Here is a 25,714-nt window from a genome sequence, read left to right as displayed (position 1 = left end):
TGGGAGGGGTGTGTCGGAGAGATGTTCCGCAAGGTGCTCGTCGCCAATCGTGGCGAGATCGCGATCCGGGCCTTCCGGGCGGCCTACGAGCTCGGCGCCGCCACCGTGGCCGTGTTCCCCCACGAGGACCGCAACTCCGAGCACCGGCTCAAGGCCGACGAGGCCTACCAGATCGGCGAGGTCGGGCACCCCGTCCGCGCGTACCTCTCGGTCGAGGAGATCATCAGCGCCGCGCGGCGCTCCGGCGCCGACGCCGTGTACCCCGGGTACGGCTTCCTCTCGGAGAACCCGGGGCTCGCCACCGCGTGCGAGCAGGCGGGCATCACCTTCATCGGGCCGCCCCCGCGGGTGCTCGCGATGGCCGGCAACAAGCACCGTGCGGTCGCCGCCGCCCGCGAGGCCGGCGTCCCGGTGCTCGACTCGTCGGACCCCTCCGACGACCTCGAGACGCTGCTGACGGCGTCGGAGTCGATGGCCTTCCCGGTGTTCGTCAAGGCCGTCGCGGGCGGCGGCGGGCGGGGCATGCGGCTGGTCAAGGAGCCCCGCGCGCTGCGCGACGCCCTGCAGGCGGCGATGAACGAGGCCTCCAGCGCGTTCGGTGACGCCACCGTCATCCTCGAGCAGGCCGTCGTCGACCCGCGCCACATCGAGGTCCAGATCCTCGCCGACGGCGACGAGCACGTCATGCACCTCTTCGAGCGCGACTGCTCGGTGCAGCGACGTCACCAGAAGGTCGTCGAGATCGCCCCCGCGCCGCACCTGACGCCCGAGCTGCGCGAGCGCATCTGCGCGGACGCGGTGCGCTTCGCCGAGGCCATCGGCTACGTCAACGCGGGCACCGTCGAGTTCCTGCTCGACGCCGACGGCCACCACCACTTCATCGAGATGAACCCGCGCATCCAGGTGGAGCACACGGTCACCGAGGAGGTCGCCGACGTCGACCTCGTGGCCGCCCAGATGCGCATCGCGTCGGGCGAGACGCTCGCCGACCTCGAGCTCTCCCAGGACTCGGTCGCCCTGCACGGGTTCGCCGTGCAGTGCCGCATCACCACCGAGGACCCGGCCAACGAGTTCCGCCCCGACATCGGGATGATCTCGGCCTACCGCTCGGCGTCCGGCTCGGGCGTGCGCCTCGACGGCGGGACGGCCTACGCCGGCGCGGAGATCAGCGCGCACTTCGACTCGCTGCTGGTCAAGGTGACGTGCCGCGGGCGCGACTTCACCACCGCGGTGCGCCGGGCCCGTCGCGCGCTCGCCGAGTTCCGGGTGCGCGGCGTCGCCACCAACATCCCGTTCCTCATGGCCCTGCTCGACGAGCCGGACTTCCGCGAGGGCCGGGTGACGACGAGCTTCATCGCCGAGCACCCCGAGCTGCTCTCCGCGCGGGCGCCCGCCGACCGCGGCACGCGCCTCATGAGCTACCTCGCCGACGTCACCGTCAACAAGCCCTACGGCGAGCCGCCGCGGCTGGTCGACCCGCGCGAGAAGCTGCCCGCGGTCGACCTCTCCACGGCGCCGCCGGACGGCTCGCGCCGGCGCCTGGCCGAGCTGGGCCCCGAGGGGTTCGCGTCGTGGCTGCGGAAGCAGACCACGGTCCCGGTCACCGACACGACCTTCCGCGACGCCCACCAGTCGCTGCTGGCGACGCGCGTGCGCACCCGCGACCTGCTCGACATCGCCCCGCACGTCGCACGCACCGCCCCGGAGCTGCTCTCGCTCGAGTGCTGGGGCGGGGCGACGTACGACGTGGCGCTGCGCTTCCTCGCCGAGGACCCGTGGGAGCGCCTCGCCCGCCTGCGCGAGGCCGTCCCGAACCTGTGCCTGCAGATGCTGCTGCGCGGGCGCAACACCGTCGGCTACACGCCCTACCCGACGGAGGTGACCGACGCCTTCGTCGCCGAGGCGGCCCGCGTCGGCATCGACATCTTCCGGATCTTCGACGCGCTCAACGACGTCGCGCAGATGCGCCCGGCGATCGACGCCGTGCGGGCTTCCGGCGGGGCGATCGCGGAGGTCGCGCTCTGCTACACGAGCGACCTCAACGACCCGTCGGAGAAGCTCTACACGCTCGACTACTACCTGCGCCTGGCCGAGCAGATCGTCGAGGCCGGCGCGCACGTGCTGGCGATCAAGGACATGGCGGGGCTGCTGCGTCCGCCGGCCGCGCGCCGGCTGGTCACGGCCCTGCGGGAGCGCTTCGACCTGCCCGTGCACCTGCACACCCACGACACCGCGGGCGGCCAGCTCGCGACGCTGACCGCGGCGATCGACGCCGGCGTGGACGCGGTGGACGCCGCGGTGGCGTCGATGGCGGGGACGACGTCGCAGCCGTCGCTGTCCGCGCTCGTGGCCGCGACCGACCACTCGGACCGCCCGACCGGCCTGTCGCTCGACGCTGTCAACGCCCTCGAGCCGTACTGGGAGCTGGTCCGCAAGGTCTACGCGCCGTTCGAGGCCGGCCTGGCGTCGCCGACCGGGCGCGTCTACACCCACGAGATCCCCGGCGGGCAGCTGTCGAACCTGCGCCAGCAGGCCGTGGCGCTGGGGCTGGGGGACCGGTTCGAGCAGGTCGAGGACGCGTACGCGGCCGCCGACCGGATGCTCGGGCACCTGGTGAAGGTCACGCCGTCGTCGAAGGTCGTCGGCGACCTCGCGCTCCACTTCGTCGGCGCCGGCGTCGACCCGGCGGCGTTCGAGGCGGAACCCTCGCGCTACGACATCCCCGACTCGGTGATCGGCTTCCTGCGCGGCGAGCTCGGCGACCCGCCCGGCGGCTGGCCCGAGCCGCTGCGCTCGCGGGCGCTGGAGGGCCGGACCGAGCGCCCCGGCCTCGCCGAGCTCACCGACGACGACCGCAAGGGCCTCGAGTCCGACCGCGCCGCCACCCTCAACGACCTGCTCTTCCCCGGGCCGACGAAGGACTTCCGCGAGCACCGCCACTCGTACGGCGACACCTCGGTGCTGCGCAGCCAGGAGTTCTTCTACGGCCTGGAGTCCGAGCGCGAGTACGCCGTCGACATCGACACGGGCGTGCAGCTGCTCATCGAGCTGCAGGCGATCTCCGAGCCCGACGAGCGCGGCATGCGCACGGTGCTGATGTCGCTCAACGGCCAGCTGCGCCCGCTGTCGGTGCGCGACCGCGCCGTCGACACCGACGTCAAGGCCGCCGAGAAGGCCGACCGCAGCGACCCGGGCCACGTGCCGGCGCCGTTCGCGGGCGTGGTGACGCTGCAGGTCGGCGAGGGCGACCGCGTCGAGGCCGGCGACACCGTCGCGACGATCGAGGCGATGAAGATGGAGGCGTCGATCACCGCGCCGAGGGCCGGGACGGTGGAGCGCCTGGCGATCGGGTCGGTCCAGCAGGTGGAGGGCGGCGACCTCGTCGTCGTGCTCGCCTAGTCGCGATCAGGCGACAGGGATCGGGGAGATGACCCGCATCATCGGTGGCGTGGCCGGCGGTCGGCAGATCGCGATCCCGCCGACCGGCACCCGGCCGACCGCGGACCGGGTCCGCGAGGCCCTGTTCTCCGCGCTCGAGGCGCGGGGGGCGCTGGAGGACGCGGAGGTCCTCGACCTCTACGCCGGCTCCGGCGCGCTGGGGATCGAAGCGCTCTCCCGCGGGGCGTCGACGGCCGTGCTCGTCGAGCGGGACCCGCGGGCGTGCGGGGTGATCCAGAGCAACATCGGGGTCGCCGGGGTGCGGGGCGCGCTGGTGCGCCGGTCGTCGGTGCTCGCGTACCTGCGCCGGACCCCGGGCCCGGTGGACCTCGTCTTCGTCGACCCGCCCTACGCGGACCCGGTCGACGACGTGCTCGCCCTCCTCCCGCGCTGGGTGCGCGGGGGCGGGCTCGTGGTCGTCGAGCGGGACACACGCTCGCCCGCCCCCTCCTGGCCCGAGGGCCTCGACCCCGAGGCACCCCGCACCTACGGCGAGACGACCCTCCACCTCGCGACCGCCCCGACCTGACCGGGGCGGCAGGCGCCGCGTGCCAGCGATGCGGCCTCGCCGGCGTCCAGCGCCAGGATCGCCACATCCTCGCCGCGCGACACGCCGGGTGCGGGCGGGGCGGCGGGTCGCGCCGACCGGACGGACACCCCCGCGTCCGCGGCGCAGCGGCGCGCGGTGGCGGGGCGCACCGGCTGCGCCGCTCGGAGCCACTTCGCCGTGACGGCCCGTGGTGCGGCGTCACCCGTCCGTGGGTCGGGAATGCCGGGCTCCCACGCGGCGGGTCGACCACCTCGGCCCGCCCGCTCCCTCGGACAGCGACGTCCGGACCACCGGAAGGACCCACCATGACCGAAGCACTCGGCATCGGATCGATCGACCTCCACGGCAGCATCGTCATCGGCGGCCGTCGGGTGCGGATCGACATCACGACCGAGGACGACGAGCCGCGCGACACCGGGCAGAGCCAGGACGGCGCCGAGCAGGACGGGGTCGGCGCGCGGTCCGGCGGGCTCGAGGGTGACACCCGCGCGGTCGGCGGTGAGGACGTCGACGTCGAGGACAGCGCCGACGTCGAGGACGTCGACCTGGCCGACGCCGACGCCGGGGACCTCGAGGACACCGAGGCGGAGGACGCGGAGGACGCCGAGGGCGAGGACCTCGAGGCGGAGGACGCGGACCAGGTCGACGACGAGGCGACGGCCGAGGACGAGGACGAGGACGAGGACGAGGGCGAGCTCGAGGACAGCGACGAGGCGGCCGACGACGAGGTCGAGGACCTCGACGACGAGGCCGACGACGAGGCCGACGACGAGGCCGACGACGAGGCCGACGACGAGGCCGAGGACGAGGCGGACGACGAGGCCGACGCGGAGGACCTCGAGGACGAGGCGGAGGACCTCGAGGACGAGGCCGAGGAGGAGGACGAGGAGGAGGACGAGACCGAGGACGAGACCGAGGACGCCGACGCCGAGGCCGACGACCTCGACGACGAGGCCGAGGACGAGACCGAGGACGAGGACGCCGACGACCAGGCGTCGGTCGGCGGGTCCCGGGACCAGGGTGTCGACGTCGACGAGACGGCGGAGGAGTCCGGCGCCTCGGCCCAGGAGTCGACGGACGACGGCGGGAGGCAGGACGGCGACGACCAGCGCCACGGTCTCGCCGAGCGGCTCCACCTGCGCCGTCCGCGGCGTCCGGAGGAGCCGGCCGGGGCCGCGCCGTCCCCGTCCTCGGGGTCGTCCCGGTCGACGCGGACGTCGTCCTCGTCCCCGACCTCGACCCAGCCCCGCCGCTCCAAGCGCCCCGACGAGACGCCCGACGCGCAGCCGGGCCGGAACGGGGGAGCGCGGCGCCGGCGGTCGTCGGAGTCGGGTACCGACGAGCCGGCGCGCCCGCGCTCGCCGCGACGTCCCCGGCAGACGGGCGAGGGCGGCGACGAGGAGCAGCCCTCGACCCGCCGTCGCCGCAGCTCGTCGGGATCGGCCGGCTGATCGGTCATCCCGGGCGGCCGGCGCCGAGCCGGCCGCCCGGGCCGATCAGGCCGGGTCGTCGGGCGCGTCGATCCAGGACAGGATCGCCTCGTCGACCTGGATGTCGCGGTAGGTCGTGAGGGCCTGCACCCGGTCGGGGAGGTTGCGGCGCCGGCTCCCGGAGGTCGAGTCGTCGTCCTGGTCGCCGGTCAGGTCGACCCGGACCTCCGGCTCCTCGTGGAAGCGCAGCCGGTCGGCCCGGATCCTGGCCCGGAACTCGAGGTCGGGCGGGCGGTCGTCGCTCACCCGGTCGTCCGCCGTGCGGTTCGGGGCCGCGTCGACGTCGACCGGCGGGACCGCCCGCCGCTCGACGACCGGCTCGAGGTCCGGGCAGCGCCCTCCTCGCCGTCGTCCTCGCCCGTGCTCCCGCTCCCGGAGGTCCTCGACGCCGCGTCCTCCCGGCCGGAGTCGGAGCCGGACTCGGAGTCGGAGTCGGAGTCGGAGTCGGAGGACGCGGCATCGGAGACCGCCTCGCCCGCCACGCCGACGGCGTCCCCGGCCGTCTCGGTCGTCGAGCCGATGGCGTCGCCGGCCGTCTCGGTCGCGCTGCTCGCGGCGTCCCCGACGGCCCCGGTCGCATCGCCGACGGCACCGCCGGCCTGCTGCCCGACCTCGCCGACGGCGCCGCCCGCCGCCTCGCCGACGTCCCCGACCGCGTCCCCCGCCGCACTGCCGAGCTGACCGACCGCACCTCCGGCCTGCTGCCCGAGCTCGCCGACCGCGCTGCCGGCCTGCTGCCCGAGCTCGCCGACCGCGCTCCCGGCCGCACGCCCGACCTCGCCCGTCGCCTCGCCGAGGCCCGACCCGACGTCCTGCACCGCGCTCGCGGCGCTGCGCACGACCGTCTCGAGGATCTGCGGGTTGCGGTCGATCGTGGTGAGGACCCGGTCGATGATCCCGGCGACCTCGTCGAGGCGGACCTTCAACGTCGCCTCGGCCTGCACCCCGTCGATCTCGAGCGCGACCTTGCCGAGCTGGGCGTCGACCCCCACGTTGAGCTTGAGCAGGTTGAGGACCTCGGCCTGCAGCGACACCTTGGCGCGCAGGTCCTCGACCTCGAGCCCGATGTGGTCGACCTCGAGCTTCGCGATGTCGAGGTAGACGTCGGGGCGGCCGTCGCCCTCGGTGCGCGGGCTCGTCGACCCGGACGCCCGGCGTTCCGGACGCTGCTCGCCCTGCCGACGCGGGGTGCCCTCCTCGGACTCGGTGCGCCGGGCGCCGTCGCCCGTCGAGGTGCTCGTCCGGCGGGTCCGCCGCGGGGCTCCGTCAGCCATGTGTGCCTCCTTGTGGGGTACCTGGCAGGGTCGCCGCCGCCATGAGGTGCGGAAACGACGCCGGTCGGCGCAGCCGGAACCGCCCGACGGACCAGGTCGCGGCTCCCCGCACGGAGCACCTGCCAGGATCGGCGCCGTGCGGTCGACCGTCCTGCGCGTCCTCCTGACGGCCCTGCTGGTCGCCCTGCCGGTCGCCCTGCCGGGGTGCACGACCGCGCCGCCGCCCCGCGACGGCCCGCCCACCCCCGCTCAGGTCGACCGCGCCCTGCGCTTCGCCGCGCTCGCCCCGCTGCCCGGGGACGCGGTCGTGACGCGGCTGGACACCGAGAGCGGGATCGACACCCGCGTCGTGCTCGCGGTCCGCCTCGCCGAGGCCGCCCCGTGGCGCGCCGCCTCGGGGCTCCCGGCCGACGACGCCCAGCAGCGCGTCGCGAACCCCGACGGGGCGGTGGTGTACCGATCCGCCGTCGACGGGCCCGGCGAGGTGACGGTCACGGCCTTCACGACGTGACGGCGGCCAGGAACGCGTCCACGCCCTCCACGTCGACGTCGGGCAGGCGCCGGCGCCGCCAGGTCGCCGGGGTGATCGCGGCGTGGACCTCGACGACGCCGTCGCCACCCGTCACGCGGTGGGTCTCGCGGTAGCCGAGCCGCCCCGTCACGGCCCGCGACGCCGCGTTCCCCTCGGCCGCGCCGGTCACCGCCCGCAGCGCCCCGAGGTGCGCGAACGCCAGCTCCAGCAGCATCAGCCGCACCCGCCGCCCCAGCCCGCGCCCCTGCTCGGCGCGCGCCAGCCAGGACGAGGTCCGCACCGTCCCCGCGGGGTCGTCGAGCTCGTGCGCCAGCACCGCGAGCCCCAGCGCCCGGCCCCCGTCGAGGATCGCCAGCGGCGCCCGCCACCGTGCGGGGGTCGGCGCCTCCCGCAACCGCCACGCCCACTCGAGGAACCGCCGGGCGGCGACCTCACCCTGGTCCTCGGGCCAGCCCATGAGCTCCCCGGAACGCCCCGGCTCCACGACCCCTCCCGGCTCGGCGACGAGGTCGGCGAGCTCGAGGAGCTCCTCGTCGGTGGGCCCGAGCAGCACGGTCCCGGCGTGGGCCACCCGCAGCCCGAACTGCGGGTAGAGCGCGGCGAGGTCGGCGCGCAGGAGGTCGGCGTCCACGCCGCTCATCGTCGCGCTCTGGAATGATCAGGCGCCATGGCGATCGCGGTCTGCCCCGGCTCGTTCGACCCCGTCACGCTCGGGCACGTCGACGTCGTCTCGCGCGCCGCGGCGCTGTTCGACGAGGTGGTCGTCGCCGTCGCGGTGAACCCGAACAAGCAGGGCATGTTCACCGTCGACGAGCGTCGCGAGCTGCTCGCCACGGCGCTGGAGGGCGTCCCGAACGTCCGCACCGACGCCTTCGAGGGCCTCGTCGTCGACTACTGCCGCGCGATCGGTGCGGCGACGCTGGTCAAGGGGCTGCGCTCCTCGGTCGACTTCGGGTTCGAGGAGCCGATGGCGCAGATGAACCGCCACCAGACCGGGGTCGACTCGACGTTCCTCATCACCGACCCGCGCTTCTCCTACGTCTCGAGCTCGCTGGTCAAGGAGGTCGCGCGCGGTGGCGGGGACGTCAGCGCCTTCCTGCACCCCGAGGTCCACCGCCGCCTGCGCGAGCGGATCGGCTGACCCCGCACGGACCTGCCCCGACACGCCGACGCACGGGCGCAATCCCCGGTCCCGGTGATCGCCGGGCGCACACTGTCCGCCGTGTACCGCGTGTTCGAGGCGCTCGACGAGCTCGTGACCCTCTGCGAGGAGGCGCGCGGGCTCCCCATGACCAGCAACTGCGTCCTGCCCCGCGGCGACGTGCTGGAGCTCCTCGACGACGTCCGCGAGGCGATCCCGGGCGAGCTCGACGACGCCCAGGACGTCCTGGACCACCGCGACAAGCTGATCGCCGACGCCACCGAGGAGGCCGAGACCGCGCGCCGCGAGGCCCGCGAGGAGGCCGACCGCCTGCTGGCCGAGGCGCGCGAGCAGGCCCAGCAGATGATCGCCGAGGCCGAGCACGAGGCGGAGCGCACCGTGGGCCGGGGGCGCCGCGAGTACGCCGAGCTGACCGAGCGCGCCGAGGCCGAGGCCGAGCGCATGGTCGAGGCCGGGCGCCAGCACTACGAGCGCTCGGTGGCCGACGGGCGCGCCGAGCAGGCGCGGCTCGTCGAGGCCCACGAGGTGACGCGCGCGGCCCAGGCCGAGGCCGAGCGGATCGTCGACGCCGCCACCGACGAGGCCGACCGCCGCCGGGCGGAGTGCGACCACTACGTCGACGGCACCCTCGCCGACTTCTCCGAGACGCTCGAGTCGGTGCTCGACACCGTCGGGCGCCACCGCCACCAGCTTCGGATGAGCGCCCCGGTCGGTCCGGCCGCCGCGGGCCCGCCCCGTCGCGACGAGGAGCCGGAGCCCCGCGACGAGGCGCCGCGCGAGGGCTGGCGGCGCTGGACCGAGCGCCTCGGCGCCTGATCGTGCTCGCGTAGACTGGCTCGTCGGGCCGTGATCACGCGGCCACCGAGCACCACCGTCACGAGCAGTGAGATGACGAGCGAGAAGAAGAGCCCCGAGCCGTCCGTCGACGCGACCAGCCCCTGGGTGGTCGACGTCGCGCGCGAGCTGCTGCGCCGCCCCGGCCAGATGAAGACGCTGCGCCGCGACGTGCCCGCCCCCGAGGGCTTCGGCCTGGAGATGGTCGGCGTGCCCGTGGGCGAGCCGATCCACCTCGACCTGCGTCTCGAGTCGGTGATGGAGGGCGTGCTGGCGTCCGGCACGGTCGAGGCCGACGTCACCGGCGAGTGCTCGCGCTGCCTCGAGCCGTTCACCGACCACGTGGACGTGGACCTCACCGAGCTCTACGCCTACCCCGACTCGGTCACCGACGACACGGCCGACGAGGACGAGGTCAGCCGCATCGTCGACGAGCGCATCGACCTCGAGCCGGCCGTGCGCGACGCGGTCCTGCTCGAGCTGCCGGTGACCCCGCTGTGCCGCGAGGACTGCCCCGGCGTGCCGACCCCGGACCCGGAGGCATGGGCCTTCGTCCCGGCCGGGGAGGCCCGTGAGACAATCGATCCTCGCTGGGCCGCGCTGCAGGAGAAGTACGGCGGCACCGGCCGCACCGAGAACTGAGGAGAAGGAACCACCGTGGCCGTCCCCAAGCGCCGGATGTCCCGCGCGAACACCCACGCCCGCCGCTCGCAGTGGAAGGCGTCGGTGCCGCAGCTGGAGGCGTGCCAGAACAAGGCCTGCGCGAAGCCGAAGCCGCCGCACGTGGCGTGCCCGCACTGCGGCCAGTACGCCGGCCGCCGCGCCGTCACCCCGGCCTGAGGCCGCACCGGACGTCACCGTGACGGCCATGAGTGCGGAGCCGGTGGAGCCACCCCAGGAACCGACGCTCAGCGAGGTCCTGCAGGTCGATCTCGACCAGGAGCTGGTCGAGCTCGCCCTGACCCACCGCTCCTACGCCTACGAGCACGGCGGTCTGCCGACCAACGAGCGTCTCGAGTTCCTCGGTGACGCCGTGCTCGGCGTCGTCGTGACCGAGCGGCTCTACCGCGAGCACCCCGACCTGCCCGAGGGGCAGCTGGCGAAGCTCCGCGCGAGCGTGGTCAACATGCACGCGCTGGCCGGCGTCGCCCGCGAGCTCGGCCTCGGCGACCGCCTGCACCTCGGGCGCGGCGAGGAGCTCACCGGCGGCCGCGACAAGCCGAGCATCCTCGGCGACGCGGTCGAGGCCGTGCTCGGCGCGGTCCACCTCCAGCACGGCATCGAGACCTCGCGCTCACTGGTCGAGCGCCTCTTCGGCGAGCTGCTGCGCACCGCGCCGCTGCTCGGCGCCGGGCTCGACTGGAAGACGAGCCTGCAGGAGCTCACCGCCGCCCGCGACCTCGGCGTGCCCGAGTACCGGATGGCCGAGGAGGGCCCGGACCACCTCAAGGAGTTCACGGCGACGGTCGTCGTCGCGGGCGAGGAGCGCGGCACCGGGGTCGGGCGCACCAAGAAGGAAGCCGAGCAGAAGGCCGCCCGCGCGGCGTACCAGTACCTCGAAGGGGACGACGGGACGCCGTCCGGCAGTGCCTGAGCTGCCCGAGGTCGAGGTCGTCCGGCGGGGGCTCGCCGACCACGTGCTGGGCCGTCGGGTGCGCGAGGTCGAGGTCCTCCACCCCCGCTCGGTGCGCCGCCAGCCCGGCGGCGGCCCCGAGCTGGTCGAGCGCCTGACCGGCCAGGTGCTGCGCGCCGTCCGCCGTCGCGGCAAGTACCTGTGGGTGGAGCTCGGCCCCCTCGACGCCGACGCCCCCGACGCGGCGCTGCTCGCGCACCTCGGGATGAGCGGCCAGCTGCTCGTCCAGCCCGCCGAGCGCCCCGACGAGAAGCACCTGCGCATCCGGCTGCGCTTCGCCGACGACGGCCCCGAGCTGCGGTTCGTCGACCAGCGCACCTTCGGCGGGCTCACCGTCGTCGACGTGGCGGGCCCCGAGGCGCTGCCCCTGCCGGTCGTCCACATCGGCCGCGACCCCCTCGACCCCGCGTTCGACGGGGAGGCCGCGGTCGCCGGGCTGCGCCGGCGCCGCACCGGCCTCAAGCGGGCGCTGCTCGACCAGACCCTGGTCTCGGGCATCGGCAACATCTACGCCGACGAGGCGCTGTGGCGCGCCCAGCTGCACTACGAGCGGCCCACGGCGACCCTGACGCGCCCGGAGGGCCGGCGCGTGCTCGCGGCGGCCACCGAGGTGATGGGGGAGGCCCTGGCCGCGGGCGGCACCTCGTTCGACGCGCTCTACGTCGACGTCCACGGCGAGTCCGGCTACTTCGACCGCACCCTCGCGGTCTACGGGCAGGAGGACCGGCCCTGCCCGCGGTGCGGCACGCCCGTCCGGCGCGCGCCGTTCATGAACCGGTCGTCGTACTGGTGCCCGCACTGCCAACCGCGGCCGCGGCGCCGGCACGCCTGACCGGCTACGGCGTCATCGCCCGGATGACGTCGAGGTTGCGGAAGCCCACCGGGCCGTCGCACAGGGCGGTCATCTTGCCGGCGAAGGCGGTGGTCACGGGGCTGTCCGAGTTGGCCTGCGCGGCCTCGGCGCTCGGGAACTCGACGACCTCGACGTAGGTGTCGGCGTGGTCGCGGTCCCGGCCCATGATCATCCACTGTGCGGTGCGGTCGGCGCCGATCTCGCTGGCCCAGCCGTCGATGAGACCGTCCATCTGGTCGTAGTGCTGCGTGCGGAACTCGATGAGCTGCACGAACGCTCCCGGGCCGGTCGCCTGCGGCGCGTCGCGCAGGGCGCCGCGCAGGGCGTCGCGGAGCTCGGGGCCGTCGGTGTGCCCGTGCACCGCGACGGCGTGGGCGGCGCCGGCCTCGAGGACCTCGTCCTCGGACCCGGTGAGGGTGAGCGAGCAGCCGCTGTCGCTCGGGACCTCGCGACAGTCGAGCATGCGGCGGGTCATGGGGACCTCCTGGTGACTCCGGTGGACCACGGACGGCGGTGTGTTCCATGAAGCCGCAATGTCGCTTCCGTGAGCGATACGGAGGAATCCGTAGGCCGGACGAGTGACGGCGATGCCGTACGCGCGGGCGCCGGTCCACACTCGGTGGCCCGCCTCCGCCTGCGAGCGTGCCCGATGAGCTCCCGATGAGCCCCGAACCGGTCCTGACCGCCGCGCTGGCGCTGGCCGCCGGGGCCGCCGTGGTCCGGGCCCCGGGCGACCTCGCCACGCACCTGTGGCCGCGCCTCGCCGACCTCGTGCCGTGCGCCGGCGTCCTCGTCACGCGGTTCGACGGGGTGACGACCGCGTGGCCCGGGGTGCGCCCGCCCGGCGGGCACCGCGCCGCCGTCGACCTCGAGCGCGCCGGCGCGCGGGCCCGCGTGGTGCTCGACCGGCCGGCGCCGTTCGCCGACCGGGACCTGGCGCTGCTGCGCCTCGTGCGCCCGCACCTCGCCGACGCCCTGTGGCGCGTCGCCGCCGGCGGCGCACCCGTGCGGCTGACGCCGCGCGAGCGCCGGGTGCTCGCGCTGGTGGCCCGGGGCGCCACGGACCGCGCGATCGCCCACGAGCTGGGCATCAGCCGCCGCACGGTGGGCAAGCACCTCGAGAACGTCTACACGACGCTCGGGGTGCACGACCGCACGTCGGCGGCGATGCGGGTGGGCGCGGGGTGACTGTCTAGCCGTCGCCGCGCAGCGAGCGGCGGATCTCCTCGAGCTTGTCGCGGGCCGCGGCGTCGTGGTCGGCCTCGCGCTCCGCGCGCTCGCGGCCGGCGGGGCTCTCCCCGACGAGCTCCTCGTAGCCCGCGGCGGTGGCGGAGCGGCGCTCGATCGTCTCGCGGACGTGCTCGAACGTGGGCACGCCGTCCTCGGTGTATCCCGGCTCGGTCACGCCGCCCAGCCTAGCGGTCCGGACGCACGTCGGGCCCCGATCCGCGTCGGCGGAACGGGGCCCGAGGAACGTGCGGGGGTGCTGCTCAGACGTTCTGCGAGGAGCGCTCCATGAGCTGCTTGAACTCCTCGAGCGCCTTCTCGATCTTCTTCTGCGGGTCGGCGAAGAGCTTCGCGACCGCGTCGCCCGCGGCGCCGCCCGGGGTGTTGACGTGCAGGCTGACCTCGACACCGGTGGTGTCACCGTGCGGGTCGAACCGGACCGCACCGCCGGTCTCGACGTGGTTGTTGCTCTGCTCGAGCGACTTCCACGCGATCTTGCGGTCGGTCTCCTCGTCGATGATCTTGGCGTCCCACTCGACGGACTTGCCCAGCGGACCGTCCACGACCCAGTGCGTGACGTCGGCCGAACCGTCCTTCGGCTCCACCGAGCGCACGTCGTCCATGATCTGCGGCAGATGGGTCAGCGGCCGCCACCACTGGTAGCACTGGGCGGCCGGGGCGTTGACCTCGAGGTAGTGCGTTGCGGTAGCCATACCAGCGGGTTGACGCGCCGTCACGGGGCCGAAACGCCGGCGTGGCGACCCGTCCGTGCGACGCGGCCCACGGGCTCGACCGATCCGGACGACGTTTCACCGCGCCCGTCGGGGTGTCGGGGGGCTCGCGTAGCGTCTGGCGCACCCGGGGCGGGGAGGAGGACCGGGCCGTGCACCTCAAGAGCCTCACGCTGAAGGGCTTCAAGTCCTTCGCGTCGACCACCACCCTGCGCTTCGAGCCGGGCATCACGTGCGTCGTCGGGCCCAACGGGTCGGGCAAGTCCAACGTCGTCGACGCCATCAGCTGGGTCCTCGGCGAGCAGGGGGCCAAGGCGCTGCGCGGCGGCAAGATGGAGGACGTCATCTTCGCCGGCACGTCGGGGCGCGCCCCGCTGGGCCGCGCCGAGGTCACGCTGACCATCGACAACGCCGACGGCGCGCTGCCCATCGACTACGCCGAGGTGTCGATCACCCGGCGGGTCTTCCGCTCCGGGGCGGGCGAGTACGAGATCAACGGCTCGAGCTGCCGCCTGCTCGACGTCCAGGAGCTGCTGTCGGACTCCGGCATCGGCCGCGAGCTGCACGTCCTCGTCGGCCAGGGGCAGCTCGACGCCATCCTCCAGTCGCGCCCCGAGGAGCGGCGGGCGTTCATCGAGGAGGCCGCGGGCGTCCTCAAGCACCGCAAGCGCAAGGAGAAGGCGTTGCGCAAGCTCGAGGCGATGCAGGCGAACCTCACCCGCCTGTCCGACCTCACCACCGAGCTGCGCCGCCAGCTCAAGCCGCTCGGGCGCCAGGCCGAGATCGCCCGGCGCGCCCAGACCATCCAGGCCGACCTGCGCGACGCCCGGTTGCGCCTCGCCGCCGACGACCTCGTGACGCTGCGGGGCACCATCGAGCGCGAGCAGGCCGACGAGGACGCCGCCCGCCGCCGCCGCGACGAGACCGAGCGGGCGCTGGCCGAGGCGGGTGCGCTGGTCGCGGAGCTCGAGGCGGCGGTCGAGGCCGCGACGCCGGCGCACACCCGCGCGCAGGAGGGCTGGTACCGGCTCTCGGCGCTGCAGGAGCGGCTGCGCGGCACGGTCGCGCTGGCCGCCGAGCGCCACCGGCACGTCGCCGCGGCGGAGGACGCGCCGTCCGGGCCCGACCCCGACGAGCTCGAGCACCGCGCCGGTGAGGCGGCCCAGCACGAGGCCGCGCTCGAGGCCGAGGTCGCCGAGGCGCGCGCCGTGCTCGAGGGGCACGCCGAGGGACGCGAGCGCGCCGAGGACGCGCTGACCACCGCCGAGCGCCGCCTCGCCGCCGCCACGCGGGCGGCCGCCGACCGCCGGGAAGGGGTGGCGCGGCTCGCGGGCCAGGTCGAGACGCTGCGCGGGCGACTGGCGTCGTCGACCGAGGAGCTCGAGCAGCTCGCGTCGTCGCTCACCGAGGCCCACGAGCGGGCGGCCGCCGCCCGCGAGGAGCTGGCCGCGGTGGAGGAGGAGGCCGGCCCGGAGCCGGCGGCCGGGCCGTCGGGCGAGCCGGTGGCCGAGCCGGTGGCCGAGTCGGTGGCCGAGTCGGTGGCCGAGTCGGAGTCCCCGGCACCCGACGCCCCGGACCCCGAGGCCGCCCTCGACGCCGCGGTCGAGCGCCACGAGGCCGCCCGCGCCGCCGTCGACGCCGCCGGCGCCGCCCACCGCGACGCCGAGCGGGACCGCGCCCACTGGAAGGCGCGCACCGACGCGCTCGCCCTCGGCCTGACCCGCCGTGACGGCGCCGGCGCGCTGCTCGCCGTCGCGGACGCGTCGTCCGGGGTGCTCGGGTCGGTCGCGGCCCTGCTGCGGGTCGCGGCGGGGGACGAGGACGCGGTCACCGCCGCGCTCGGGCCGGCCGCCGACGCCGTCGCGGTCCGCGGGCCGGAGGCGGCCGCCGACGCCCTCGACCGCCTGCACGACACCGAGGGCGGGCGCGCGGGGCTGCTGGTCGGCGGCGGGGACGCCCCACCGCCGTCCGAGCTCTCCCCGCCCTCCCCGCCGCCCCCGGGCACCCGCTGGGCCGCGGACCTCGTCGCCGCCCCCGACGAGCTCGCCGGCGCCGTCGCCCGGGTCCTGGCCGGCGTCGTCGTGGTGGAGGACCGCGCGGCCGCCCGCGTCGTGGTGCGCGACCACCCGCACCTGCGCGCCGTCACCCGCGGCGGCGACCTCCTCGGCGCCGACTGGGCGGCCGGCGGACCGTCGGGCAACCAGAGCCTGCTCGAGATGCAGGCCGCCGCCGACGAGGCGGGCGACCGGCTGGCCGCGGCCGAGCGCCACGTCCGCGAGGCCGAGGCCGCGCTCGAGACCGCCCGGGAGGCCGAGTCCGGGGCGCGCGCGGAGGTCGGGGTGGCCCGCCAGGTCCGCGACGACCGCCGCCGCGCCGACGCCGATGCGCGCCGCGCCGCCGACGCCCGCCGGGCCGCCGACGACGCCGCGCGGGCCGAGGCGGCCCGCCGTCACGGGCGCCTGGGCGAGACCGTGCGCGCCGCGGAGGCCGAGGCCCAGCGGCTCACCGAGCGGCGCGCGGCCGTCGAGCGCACGCGCGACGAGCGCCGCGACGAGCTCGACGAGCTCACCGAGCGGCTCGCGATGGCGCAGGACGAGGCCGCGGACGACACCGCGGGCGACGAGACCGACGAGTACGCCGCGGCGCGCGACGCGGCCTCGGCGGCGCTGACGGCGTCGCGCGCGGCCGAGGTCGACGCGCGCCTGGCCCTGCGCACGGCCGAGGAACGCCTGCGCGCCGTGGCCGGGCGCGCCGAGGGGCTGCGCCGCCGCGCGGACGGCGAGCGCGAGGCGCGGGCCCGGGCGGAGGAGCGCGCACGGGCACGGGCGCGGGCCGCGGCGGTCACCGAGGAGGCCGTGCGCCACGGGCAGGAGGCCCTCGCGCGCCTGGAGTCGTCGCTGGCCGCGGCCGCCGAGGCCCGCGACGCCGCGGCTGCGGTCCGTACGGCGCGCGCCGGGGAGCTGGACACCGCCCGCGAGCGCCAGCGGGAGCTGCAGGCGAGCCTCGAGCGGCTCACCGACACCGTCCACCGCGACGAGGTCGTGCGCGCCGAGCAGCGCACGCGGCTGCAGCAGATGGAGGCGGGGATCGGCGAGCGCTTCGGCATCGGGCTCGCCGACCTCGTCACCGAGTACGGCCCGGACGTGCCGATCCCGCCGCCGGTCGGGGAGGTCGCCGAGGTCGAGGCGGCCCGCGAGCGCGGCGAGCAGGTCGTCATGCCCCCGCCCGAGCCGTTCGACCGCGCCACCCAGCAGCGCCGGGCCGCCCGCGCGGAGAAGGAACTGGGCACGCTCGGCAAGGTCAACCCGCTCGCCCTCGAGGAGTACGCGGCGCTCGAGGAGCGCTACCGCTTCCTGTCCACGCAGCTCGAGGACGTCAAGAACAGCCGCAAGGACCTCCTCGAGGTGGTCTCGCAGGTCGACGCGACGATCCTCGAGGTCTTCGCCTCGGCCTTCGCCGACGTCGCCCGCGAGTTCGAGGCCGTCTTCCCGGTGCTGTTCCCCGGCGGCGACGGCCGTCTGGTGCTCACCGACCCCGACGACCTGCTGGCCACCGGCGTCGAGGTCGAGGCGCGCCCGCCCGGCAAGAAGGTCAAGCGGCTCTCGCTGCTCTCGGGCGGGGAGAAGTCGCTGACGGCCGTGGCCATGCTCGTCGCGATCTTCCGCGCGCGGCCGTCGCCGTTCTACGTCATGGACGAGGTCGAGGCGGCGCTGGACGACGCCAACCTCCGGCGGCTCATCGGCCTGCTCGCCGAGCTCCGCCGCAGCTCGCAGCTGGTCATCATCACCCACCAGAAGCCGACGATGGAGATCGCCGACGCCCTCTACGGCGTCAGCATGCGCGGCGACGGCATCACCGCCGTCATCTCGCAGCGCCTGAGGGGAAGCGACGCGCCGGGGCCGTTCGCGCAGACCACCCCAACGTGATCACAGAGCGTGCTGCTACGTTGCTGTGAGTATCGCCGGGGTCATCGTTCGAGCGGCGAGGACGACGCTGTCGTGGCCTCCCGGCGTGCGGTCGGCGCCTCTACCGTGCTGGTGAGGGCGCTGCGAGGACCCGGGGGGAGCGAACATGACGGCGGTGCGATCCGGTCCGGTGCACGCGGCCCCCGCCACCTCCGCCGTGCCCGGTGTCGTGCGGTCCGTGCCGCCGCCGACGCCGCCGGGCGGGACCACCGGACGCCACGCCCGCCGTGAGACCGGCGCGCCGTCGGGCCCGCTGGTGCGGCTGCGCACGGTCGTGCGGGCCCCCGAGCCGGAGCGCGCGCTCGAGGTCGCGTCGGGCCGCCTGGTCATCGACAGCTCCTACAGCCGCCTGACCCCGCACCTCGGCGCCCGTCGGGTCGCAGTGAGCGTCGACGGTCTGCCGTGGCGCTTCGCGTGGGGACGCACGCCGATCGACCTGCCCGCCGGCCGGCACCTCGTGGAGATCGAGGTCGAGCACGGCCGCGCCGGCCGCCGCGCCTGGGGACACGTCGCCGACGCCGTCCCCGTGGCCGCGGGCCACACCGTCGAGGTCTTCTACCGCGCGCCCGCCCTGCCGCGCCTCGCCGGCTCGCTCGGTCCCTCGCGCCAGCGCACGGCGGGGTTCTCGCTGTGCGCGGCGCTGCTGCTGCTCGGCGGCGCGGCCGTCCTCGCCGGCCTCGCCCTGCTCGTGACGGCGCTGGTCCAGCTCGTCGCCTGACGGCTCCGTCCCGGGTGATCAGCAGGACGTGGCGCACCGCGCGGGCCCCTGCGGGGTGCGTGGCGTCCTCCTGATCTTCCGGCGCGCCGGGTGCGCGTGATCAACAGGACGTAGCGCACCTCGCGGGCCCCTGCCGGGGTGCGTGGCGTCCTCCTGATGTTCCGGCGCGCCGGGTGGCGAGGGGCGTCGCCCGACACCGACCAGGTCCTGGCTCGGCGGGGCGTGTGTCCGGTCCGCGCATCCCGTCCGGCGGAGGCATGCCCACGTCGCCGACCAGCGAGCACGATCGCTGCGGGTGCTCCCGTGAGCTCCTCACACGGCGTCCGCGGAGCACCCCGAGCGATCATGGTCGACCGTCGGGGCGAGCTCGGCTCCCGGTCGCCGAGCGACCCCCGGCCGCGCGCCCCCACCCCGCGCGGCTGGGACACTGACCGGGTGTCGTTCCGGAGCTCGTCGCTGACCTCCCCGCTCGACCTGACCCCCACGGACCAGGCGGCGCTCGCCGTCGCGGCTCCGTCCGCGGGGCTCTCGCCGGGGCTGATCGCCACGATCGTGGTCGTCGCGGTGGTCATCCTCCTGCTCATCATCCTGGGCGTCGGCCTCTACCTGCGCCGACGCCGGCAGGTCTCGCTCGCCGAGCCCGAGCCGGAGGAGCCGGCCAAGCCGACGAAGGGCACCTACCAGGCCGGCGGCGGCTTCAGCTTCAGCGCGGGCACGGGTGGCTCGACGCTCACGCCACCCCGCCGCGGGCCCAGCGCCCCGCCGCCCGAGGAGCCCGCCGAGCCCGCCGAGCGCCCCGAGGCCGGCGGCCCCCAGGGCACGGCCCCACCCGGGGCGGCCGAGGCGCCGCCGCTGTCGGCGCCCACGGGCTCGGCCGCCACGGCCACCCCGGACACCGCGACCGCGCCCGACACCGCCGCCACCGGCCCCGGCGTGCTCGAGGAACCCGAGCTCGCCGGCCCGCAGGCCACGGCGCCGCCCGAGGCCGCCGAGGCCCCGCCCGCGCCGACGACCCCGACGACGCCGGCCACCCCGACCGCCGACACCACCACCGAGCGCGCCGACACCACCACGGCCGACACGACCACGACCGGCACCGAGGCCCCCGCCGAGCCCGAGGTCGCCGGCCCCCGGGCGACGGCGCCGCCCGGGGCCGCCGACGCCCCGCCCGCCACCGCGGCCACCACCGCGACGACGGCCACCCCGGACACCGGCACCGACACCGACGCCGGCACGGCGATCGGCACCACCGGCCCCGGCGTCCTCGACGAGCCCGGGGTCGCCGGCCCGCAGGCCACCGCCCCGCCCGAGGCCGCCGAGGCCCCGCCCGCGCCGACGGCCCCGACGGCGACCCCGACCACGACGCCCACCCCGACGACGACCCCGATCACCACCCCGACCCGGGGCACGACGACCGAGGAGACCACCGAGGTCATCCCGCCCCCGACCGGCGACACGGTCGCACCGGCGGCGCCGACCGAGGAGATCGCGCCGGCCGAGGGGCGGCTCGAGCGCCTGCGCGGCCGGCTGGGGCGCTCGCGGTCCACGCTCGGCCAGGGCCTGCTGGGTCTGCTCGGCGCCGGGGACCTCGACGAGGACTCGTGGGAGGAGGTCGAGGACACGCTGCTGATGGCCGACCTGGGCTCGTCGACCACCCAGGAGATCGTCGGCAAGCTGCGCGAGCGGATCGCGGTCCGCGGGGTCCGCACCCCCGACCAGGCCCGGGAGCTGCTGCGCGAGGTGCTCGTCGAGCAGCTCGGGCCCGAGATGGAGCGCTCGGTGCGCGCGCTGGCCCACGACGGGCGGCCGGCGGTGGTGCTCGTCGCGGGCGTCAACGGCACCGGCAAGACCACGACCACCGGCAAGCTCGCCCGCGTCCTCGTCGCCGACGGCTTCGTCGTGCTCCTGGGCGCCGCCGACACCTTCCGCGCGGCCGCCGCCGAGCAGCTCGCCACCTGGGGCGAGCGCGCCGGCGCCGAGACCGTGCGCGGCAAGGAGGGCGCCGACCCCGCCAGCGTCGCGTTCGACGCGGTCAAGCGCGGCACCGAGTCGGGCGTCGACGCCGTCCTGCTCGACACCGCCGGCCGGCTGCACACCAAGACCGGCCTCATGGACGAGCTCGGCAAGGTCAAGCGGGTCGTCGAGCGCCAGGCCGTGGTCGACGAGGTCCTGCTCGTCCTCGACGCCACGACCGGCCAGAACGGCCTGACCCAGGCGCGCGTGTTCAGCGAGGTCGTCGACGTCACCGGCGTCGTGCTCACCAAGCTCGACGGCACGGCCAAGGGCGGCATCGTCTTCCAGGTGCAGCGTGAGCTCGGCGTGCCGGTGAAGCTCGTGGGGCTCGGCGAGGGTCCGGACGACCTCGCGCCGTTCGAGCCCGAGGCGTTCGTCGACGCGTTGCTCAGGTAGCGCCGCCGTCGGGGCCCACCCCTAGCCTGCGTGCCGTGACCCCGATCGCCCGCCTGCAGCTGACCGCCATCGACACCCCGGACCCCTACGCGCTCGCCCGGTTCTACTCGGCGCTGACCGGCCTCCCGGTCGCCGAGGACTCCGAGGACGGCTGGGTCGAGCTCGACGCGGGGGGTGCGCCCACGCTGGCGTTCCAGCTCGCGCCGCGGAAGCGCGCCCCGGCGTGGCCCGAGGAGGGCGCGCTGCAGTTCCACCTCGACCTCGAGGTGGGTGACCTGGACATCGGCGAGGCGGCCGTGCTCGAGGCCGGGGCGACGAAGCCCGAGACGCAGCCGGGGACGACCTTCCGGGTGTTCCTCGACCCCGACGGCAACCCCTTCTGCCTGGTGCTCGCCGGCAGCGACGACGTCGGGGGCGCGTGAGAGGCTCTCCGCCGTTCGGGACGCCGGTCATCGCGCAGCGTCATGACCCACGTCTCTCCCGGGCCGCCGCCCGGCGAAATGCCCGCTCGCGAAACATGATGGTGACACGGCCGAGCGGGCTGTTAACTGCCGCGAAACGAACCGCGACGCCGCCCGAAACACGCCCTGCGCATCCTCGCTCAACGAAACCGCCCCCCGCGAGGAAGGACGCTGCTGGCCGTGGAACTCGACAGCGGAACGATCGCCTGGATGTTGACCAGCACAGCGCTGGTCCTGCTCATGACGCCGGGCCTGGCGCTGTTCTACGGCGGCCAGGCGCGCTCCAAGAGCGTCCTCAACATGATGATGATGGTCTTCAGCACGTGCGCCACCGTCGGCGTGCTGTGGGTCATCGTCGGCTACTCGATCTCGTTCGGTGACAACTTCCTGGGTGGCTTCATCGGCAACCCGGGCCAGTACTTCATGCTCTCGAGCCTGCTCTCCGAGACGGTGCAGACCGACGGGCTGCCGGACATCGCCTTCGTGGCCTTCCAGGCGATGTTCGCGATCCTCACGGTGGGCCTCATCGCCGGTGCCGCTGCGGACCGCATGAAGTTCAACTCGTGGATGGTCTTCTCCCTGCTGTGGGCGACGCTCGTCTACTTCCCGATCGCGCACTGGGTGTTCGACCTCGACGCCGGCTGGATCGCCAGCGGCATCGGTGCGGTCGACTTCGCCGGTGGGACCGCGGTGCACATCAACGCCGGTACCGCCGCCCTCGTGCTCTGCATCGTCCTGGGCAAGCGCCGCGGCTGGCCGCGCGAGGCCATGCGCCCGCACAACCTGACGATGGTCATGCTCGGCGCCGGACTGCTGTGGTTCGGCTGGTTCGGCTTCAACGCCGGCTCGGCCGCGGTCGCGAACTTCGCCGCCACGTACGCCTTCCTCAACACCGTGGTGGCCACCTGCACCGCGATCTGCGGCTGGCTGATCATCGAGCAGATCCGTGACGGCAAGGCCACCTCGCTCGGTGCCGCCTCGGGCATCGTCGCGGGCCTCGTCGCCATCACCCCGGCCTGCGCCGCGGTGACCCCGCTCGGCGCCATGGCCATCGGCTTCATCGCCGGCATCGCCTGCGCCTACGGCGTCGGCCTGAAGTACAAGCTGGGCTTCGACGACTCGTTCGACGTCGTGGGCGTCCACCTCGTCGGTGGTCTCGTCGGCACCCTGCTCATCGGCTTCTTCGCCTGGGACGGCGCCCCGGCCGCGGCCGGGGGCGTCTTCTACGGCGGCGGGTGGGGCCAGCTCGGCATCCAGGCCATCGCCGCGGTCGCCGTCATCGCCTACTCGGGCATCGTCACCGCGATCATCGCCTTCATCGTCAAGGCGATCATGGGTCTGCGCGTCGACGACGACAGCGAGGCCGCCGGCGTGGACGAGGGCGAGCACGCCGAGTCCGGGTACGACTTCTCCAGCCTGCGCAGCGGGGGTGGCGGACTGGGGTCCTCGCACTCGACGCTGTCCGCTCCGACGCAGGTCACCGCGACCGCAGGCAAGGAGGGCTGAACGAGATGAAGATGGTGACGGCGATCATCAAGCCGTTCGTGCTCGAGGACGTCAAGGGCGCTCTGGAGCAGCTCGGGGTCCTGGGCATGACCGTCAGCGAGGTCCAGGGCTACGGCCGCCAGAAGGGCCACACCGAGGTCTACCGGGGCGCGGAGTACTCCGTGGACTTCGTCCCCAAGGTCCGCATCGAGGTCGTCACCGACGACACCGCCGCGGAGAAGGTCGTCGACGCGATCGCCGAGACCGCCCGCACCGGCAAGATCGGTGACGGCAAGGTCTGGGTGACCCCGGTCGAGACCGTGGTGCGCGTGCGCACCGGCGAGCGCGGGGCCGACGCCCTGTAGGAGCTCGGCACGTGACGACGCCGGGTCCCCTGTCGCACGGGGGACCCGGCGTCGTCGTCGCGGACGGCGCCGTCGCGGCGCCGTCGTGGAGGACCACCACCACCGGAGAGGGGACAGCGTGGCCGTGGCGGACGCGGGGCGGGGCGGCACCGACGGGGGACCGCCCGGCCTCGACGACGAGCGGGGGACGACCAACGGCGACGCCGTCGACCTCGTCCGGGCCCGTGCCGCCCTGCTCGACCCGCCGCCCGGGGCGCGCCGGCTCGGTCCGGCGGCGCTGCGCGAGGCGATGGTCGACCTGCACGACTTCTGGCTCTCCTCGCGCGCCGCGGCGGTGGGCGTGGGGGAGGGCTCGGCGCTGGTCGCGGTCGGCGCGCTCGGACGCCGGGAGCTCGCGCCGCACTCGGACCTCGACCTCGTCCTCGTGCACGACGGGCGGGGACGCCGGGGCGCGCGGGAGCAGATCTCGCAGGTCGCCGACGCGCTCTGGTACCCGCTGTGGGACGCGGGGATCGGGCTCGACCACTCCGTGCGGACGGTCGGCGAGGCGATCGAGGTCGCCACCACCGACCTGCGCGTGGCCCTCGGGCTGCTCGAGGTCCGCCACCTCGCGGGCGACCCCGAGCTCGCCGAGCGCCTCGCCGCCACGGCCCGGCAGGCCTGGCGGGCGGGCATCCGCCACCGCTTCGACGACCTCGTCGCCGCCACCGAGGCGCGCTGGGCGCGGTCCGGCGAGGTCGCCCATCGCATCGAGCCCGACCTCAAGAACGGGCACGGGGGCCTGCGCGACGTGCAGCTCCTCGACGCCCTGGCCGCGGCCCAGCTCGTCGACCGCCCGACCGTCGACGTCCAGGACGCCCGCCGCCTCATGCTCGACCTGCGCGTCGAGCTCCACCGCCGCGCCGGCCGCGCCCGCGACGTCATGCAGGCCGAGGACGCCCACGAGGTGGTCGCCGCCGCGGCGGCCGAGCTCGGCGTCACCGACCGCTTCGACCTCGCCCGCGCGCTGTCCGGCGCCGCCCGCACCGTCGTCTTCGCCACCGACACCGCCCTGCGCTCGGCGCGCGCCGCCCTGCCGCGCCGGGGCCTGGCCGCGTTGCGCCGGGCGCCCGCGCGCCGGCCCCTCGACGACGGGGTGGTCGAGCACGGCGGCGAGGTGGTCCTCGCCCGCGACGCGCAGGTCTCCCGCGACCCCGCCCTGGTGCTGCGCCTCGCCGCCACCGCGGCCCGCACCCGCCTGCCGATCGCCGCGAGCACCCTGCACCGCCTCGCCGAGGCGGCCCCGGAGCTGCGCGAGCCGTGGCCGCGCGCCGCCCTGTCCGAGCTGCTCGCGCTGCTCGGGGCGGGGGAGGGGATGGTCGACGTCGTCGAGGCGCTCGACCGCACCGGCCTCTGGGGACGGCTGTTCCCCGAGTGGGGCGCGGTGCGCGACCTGCCCCCGCGCGACCGCCAGCACGTCTGGACCGTCGACCGCCACCTCGTCGAGGTCACCCGCCGCGCCGCGGAGCTGACGACGCGGGTCTCGCGGCCCGACCTGCTGCTGCTCGGCGCGCTGGTGCACGACATCGGCAAGGGCCGCGACGAGGACCACTCCGTGGTCGGCGAGCGCCTGGCCGCACACCTCGGCAAGCGCCTGGGCCTGTGGCCCGCCGACGTGGACACGCTCGCGGCGATGGTCCGTCACCACCTGCTGCTGCCCCACACCGCGTCGCGCCGCGACCCCGAGGACCCGGCGACCGTCGAGCGGGTCGTCGAGACCCTCGGCGAGGACCCGATCCTGCTCGAGCTGCTGCACGCCCTCGCCGAGGCCGACGCGCTCGGCACCGGGCCCGGGGTGTGGACGCCGTGGCGCGCGACGCTCATGGGCGACCTGGTGAAGCGGTGCCGCGTCGTCATGGCCGGCGACCCGGCGCCCGGGCCCTCGGCGCTGTCGGAGAACGCCCTCGCGCTGGCCCGCGTGGTGGCCGCCAACGGGCGCCCGGAGGTGTCGATCGACGGCGACGGCGAGCTCACCACGATCACCATGACCGTCGCCGCCCCGGACCGCCCCGGCCTGCTCTCCCGCGCGGCGGGGGTGCTGGCGCTGCACTCGCTGCAGGTCCACACCGCCGACCTCGGCGAGCACGACGGCGTGGCGGTGGACGCGTTCACCGTCTCGCCGCGCTTCGGGCGCCTGCCCGAGGCGTCGCTGCTGCGCGAGGACCTCGTGCGCGTGCTGCGCGGCTCGCTCGACCTGCCCGCGCGGCTCGAGGCCAAGGAGCGTGACTACGACCGCCCGGGACCGGCGCCGGCCCCGAGCCGCGTCGTGTGGTTCGACGACGAGGCCACGGGCGCGGTGGTGCTCGAGCTGCGCACCTCCGACCGGATCGGGCTCCTGCACCGGGTCGCGGCGGCGCTCGAGGCCCAGGAGCTCGACGTGCGGTGGGCGCGGGTGTCGACCCTCGGCAGCTCGGTGCTCGACGCCTTCTGCCTGGAGACCGCCGAGCACGAGGGCCTCGACGACGAGCGCCGACGTAAGGTCGAGGAGGCGGTGCTGGCGGCGGCCGAGGCCGGGCTCGTGACCCCGGAGCGCTCGTCGGCCGGATGA

At 75.7% G+C, this 25,714-nt stretch carries 24 protein-coding genes; 18 read left to right on the top strand and 6 right to left on the bottom strand.

Annotated elements, in window-relative coordinates:
* Positions 1–21 precede the first annotated feature (21 nt).
* The 3 genes from PH190_RS04870 to PH190_RS04860 all read left to right on the top strand — a co-directional run bounded on the left by PH190_RS04870 (position 22) and on the right by PH190_RS04860 (position 5,439).
* Positions 22–3,399: a pyruvate carboxylase gene (locus tag PH190_RS04870; protein ID WP_274230357.1), complete on the top strand. Its 3,378-nt coding sequence runs from the start codon at positions 22–24 to the stop codon at positions 3,397–3,399.
* A gap of 28 nt (positions 3,400–3,427) precedes the next feature.
* Complete coding sequence (rsmD, locus tag PH190_RS04865; protein WP_274230356.1) at positions 3,428–3,967, top strand: 16S rRNA (guanine(966)-N(2))-methyltransferase RsmD; 540 nt, start codon at positions 3,428–3,430, stop codon at positions 3,965–3,967.
* Between the two features lie 326 nt (positions 3,968–4,293).
* Entirely contained in the window at positions 4,294–5,439 is a 1,146-nt protein-coding gene (locus PH190_RS04860) for a hypothetical protein (protein WP_274230355.1), read from the top strand.
* A gap of 45 nt (positions 5,440–5,484) precedes the next feature.
* Here the strand turns inward: PH190_RS04860 and PH190_RS04855 are convergent, their stop codons facing one another.
* Together PH190_RS04855 and PH190_RS04850 are read right to left on the bottom strand one after the other, a co-directional pair.
* On the bottom strand, positions 5,485–5,724 hold the full coding sequence (locus tag PH190_RS04855; RefSeq protein ID WP_274230354.1) for a hypothetical protein: 240 nt from the start codon (positions 5,722–5,724) through the stop codon (positions 5,485–5,487).
* Positions 5,721–6,752 (bottom strand): hypothetical protein, encoded by a 1,032-nt coding sequence (locus tag PH190_RS04850; protein WP_274230353.1) that lies wholly within the window; start codon positions 6,750–6,752, stop codon positions 5,721–5,723. Before PH190_RS04850 ends, PH190_RS04855 begins: the two co-directional genes overlap by 4 nt.
* A gap of 136 nt (positions 6,753–6,888) precedes the next feature.
* Between PH190_RS04850 and PH190_RS04845 the strand changes: the two genes are divergently transcribed.
* A complete protein-coding gene (locus tag PH190_RS04845) occupies positions 6,889–7,263 on the top strand; it encodes a hypothetical protein (RefSeq protein ID WP_274230352.1) in 375 nt (124 codons plus the stop codon).
* On the opposite strand, the gene PH190_RS04840 is transcribed toward PH190_RS04845, so the two are convergent.
* The gene (locus tag PH190_RS04840) at positions 7,253–7,915 is read right to left on the bottom strand and encodes a GNAT family N-acetyltransferase (RefSeq protein WP_274230351.1); all 663 of its coding nucleotides are present in this window, start codon (positions 7,913–7,915) and stop codon (positions 7,253–7,255) included. The two genes, PH190_RS04845 and PH190_RS04840, sit on opposite strands and share 11 nt — an antisense overlap.
* 36 nt (positions 7,916–7,951) lie before the next feature.
* Here PH190_RS04840 and coaD point away from each other — a divergent pair, with 36 nt between their 5' ends.
* The 6 genes from coaD to mutM all read left to right on the top strand — a co-directional run bounded on the left by coaD (position 7,952) and on the right by mutM (position 11,745).
* Positions 7,952–8,425, top strand: a complete 474-nt coding sequence (coaD, locus tag PH190_RS04835; protein ID WP_274230350.1) for a pantetheine-phosphate adenylyltransferase — start codon at positions 7,952–7,954, stop codon at positions 8,423–8,425.
* An 81-nt stretch (positions 8,426–8,506) separates the two neighbouring features.
* Positions 8,507–9,262: an ATP synthase F0 subunit B gene (locus tag PH190_RS04830; RefSeq protein WP_274230349.1), complete on the top strand. Its 756-nt coding sequence runs from the start codon at positions 8,507–8,509 to the stop codon at positions 9,260–9,262.
* 72 nt (positions 9,263–9,334) lie between these two features.
* Positions 9,335–9,922: a YceD family protein gene (locus tag PH190_RS04825; protein WP_274230348.1), complete on the top strand. Its 588-nt coding sequence runs from the start codon at positions 9,335–9,337 to the stop codon at positions 9,920–9,922.
* A gap of 15 nt (positions 9,923–9,937) precedes the next feature.
* A complete protein-coding gene (gene rpmF / locus PH190_RS04820; protein ID WP_274198908.1) occupies positions 9,938–10,120 on the top strand; it encodes a 50S ribosomal protein L32 in 183 nt (60 codons plus the stop codon).
* 28 nt (positions 10,121–10,148) lie between these two features.
* Positions 10,149–10,874, top strand: a complete 726-nt coding sequence (rnc, locus tag PH190_RS04815) for a ribonuclease III (protein ID WP_274230347.1) — start codon at positions 10,149–10,151, stop codon at positions 10,872–10,874.
* The gene (gene mutM, locus PH190_RS04810) at positions 10,867–11,745 is read left to right on the top strand and encodes a bifunctional DNA-formamidopyrimidine glycosylase/DNA-(apurinic or apyrimidinic site) lyase (protein WP_274230346.1); all 879 of its coding nucleotides are present in this window, start codon (positions 10,867–10,869) and stop codon (positions 11,743–11,745) included. The genes rnc and mutM overlap by 8 nt, the downstream gene beginning before the upstream one ends.
* Before the next feature lie 4 nt (positions 11,746–11,749).
* Here mutM and PH190_RS04805 read toward each other — a convergent pair whose 3' ends face one another.
* Positions 11,750–12,241 carry a DUF1059 domain-containing protein gene (locus PH190_RS04805; RefSeq protein WP_274230345.1) on the bottom strand — a complete coding sequence of 164 codons (492 nt, stop codon included), beginning with the start codon at positions 12,239–12,241 and terminating at the stop codon, positions 11,750–11,752.
* 185 nt (positions 12,242–12,426) lie between these two features.
* Here PH190_RS04805 and PH190_RS04800 point away from each other — a divergent pair, with 185 nt between their 5' ends.
* Positions 12,427–12,954, top strand: coding sequence for a helix-turn-helix transcriptional regulator (locus tag PH190_RS04800; RefSeq protein ID WP_274230344.1), 528 nt, complete (start codon positions 12,427–12,429; stop codon positions 12,952–12,954).
* A 4-nt stretch (positions 12,955–12,958) separates the two neighbouring features.
* Here PH190_RS04800 and PH190_RS04795 read toward each other — a convergent pair whose 3' ends face one another.
* Both PH190_RS04795 and PH190_RS04790 read right to left on the bottom strand, forming a co-directional pair.
* Positions 12,959–13,171: a hypothetical protein gene (locus PH190_RS04795; protein WP_274230343.1), complete on the bottom strand. Its 213-nt coding sequence runs from the start codon at positions 13,169–13,171 to the stop codon at positions 12,959–12,961.
* A gap of 85 nt (positions 13,172–13,256) precedes the next feature.
* On the bottom strand, positions 13,257–13,706 hold the full coding sequence (locus PH190_RS04790; protein ID WP_274230342.1) for an SRPBCC family protein: 450 nt from the start codon (positions 13,704–13,706) through the stop codon (positions 13,257–13,259).
* Positions 13,707–13,876: 170 nt separating this feature from the next.
* On the opposite strand from PH190_RS04790, the gene smc reads away from it, so the two are divergent.
* The 7 genes from smc to PH190_RS04755 all read left to right on the top strand — a co-directional run bounded on the left by smc (position 13,877) and on the right by PH190_RS04755 (position 25,714).
* Positions 13,877–17,650: a chromosome segregation protein SMC gene (gene smc, locus PH190_RS04785; protein WP_274230341.1), complete on the top strand. Its 3,774-nt coding sequence runs from the start codon at positions 13,877–13,879 to the stop codon at positions 17,648–17,650.
* Positions 17,651–17,795: 145 nt separating this feature from the next.
* Positions 17,796–18,407, top strand: a complete 612-nt coding sequence (locus PH190_RS04780) for a hypothetical protein (protein WP_274230340.1) — start codon at positions 17,796–17,798, stop codon at positions 18,405–18,407.
* Between the two features lie 435 nt (positions 18,408–18,842).
* Positions 18,843–20,816, top strand: a complete 1,974-nt coding sequence (gene ftsY / locus PH190_RS04775) for a signal recognition particle-docking protein FtsY (protein ID WP_274230339.1) — start codon at positions 18,843–18,845, stop codon at positions 20,814–20,816.
* A 35-nt stretch (positions 20,817–20,851) separates the two neighbouring features.
* Complete coding sequence (locus PH190_RS04770; RefSeq protein ID WP_274230338.1) at positions 20,852–21,238, top strand: VOC family protein; 387 nt, start codon at positions 20,852–20,854, stop codon at positions 21,236–21,238.
* Between the two features lie 249 nt (positions 21,239–21,487).
* The gene (locus PH190_RS04765) at positions 21,488–22,783 is read left to right on the top strand and encodes an ammonium transporter (RefSeq protein WP_274230337.1); all 1,296 of its coding nucleotides are present in this window, start codon (positions 21,488–21,490) and stop codon (positions 22,781–22,783) included.
* A 5-nt stretch (positions 22,784–22,788) separates the two neighbouring features.
* Positions 22,789–23,127 carry a P-II family nitrogen regulator gene (locus tag PH190_RS04760; RefSeq protein WP_133824904.1) on the top strand — a complete coding sequence of 113 codons (339 nt, stop codon included), beginning with the start codon at positions 22,789–22,791 and terminating at the stop codon, positions 23,125–23,127.
* A 118-nt stretch (positions 23,128–23,245) separates the two neighbouring features.
* Positions 23,246–25,714, top strand: coding sequence for a [protein-PII] uridylyltransferase (locus PH190_RS04755; protein ID WP_274230336.1), 2,469 nt, complete (start codon positions 23,246–23,248; stop codon positions 25,712–25,714).

Origin of the sequence: Actinomycetospora straminea, assembly GCF_028737255.1 — a bacterium.
In the GTDB taxonomy this organism is placed as follows: domain Bacteria; phylum Actinomycetota; class Actinomycetes; order Mycobacteriales; family Pseudonocardiaceae; genus Actinomycetospora; species Actinomycetospora straminea.
The sequence above is the reverse complement of the archived record's forward strand: the minus strand, read 5'-3'. Positions and strand labels throughout refer to the sequence as shown.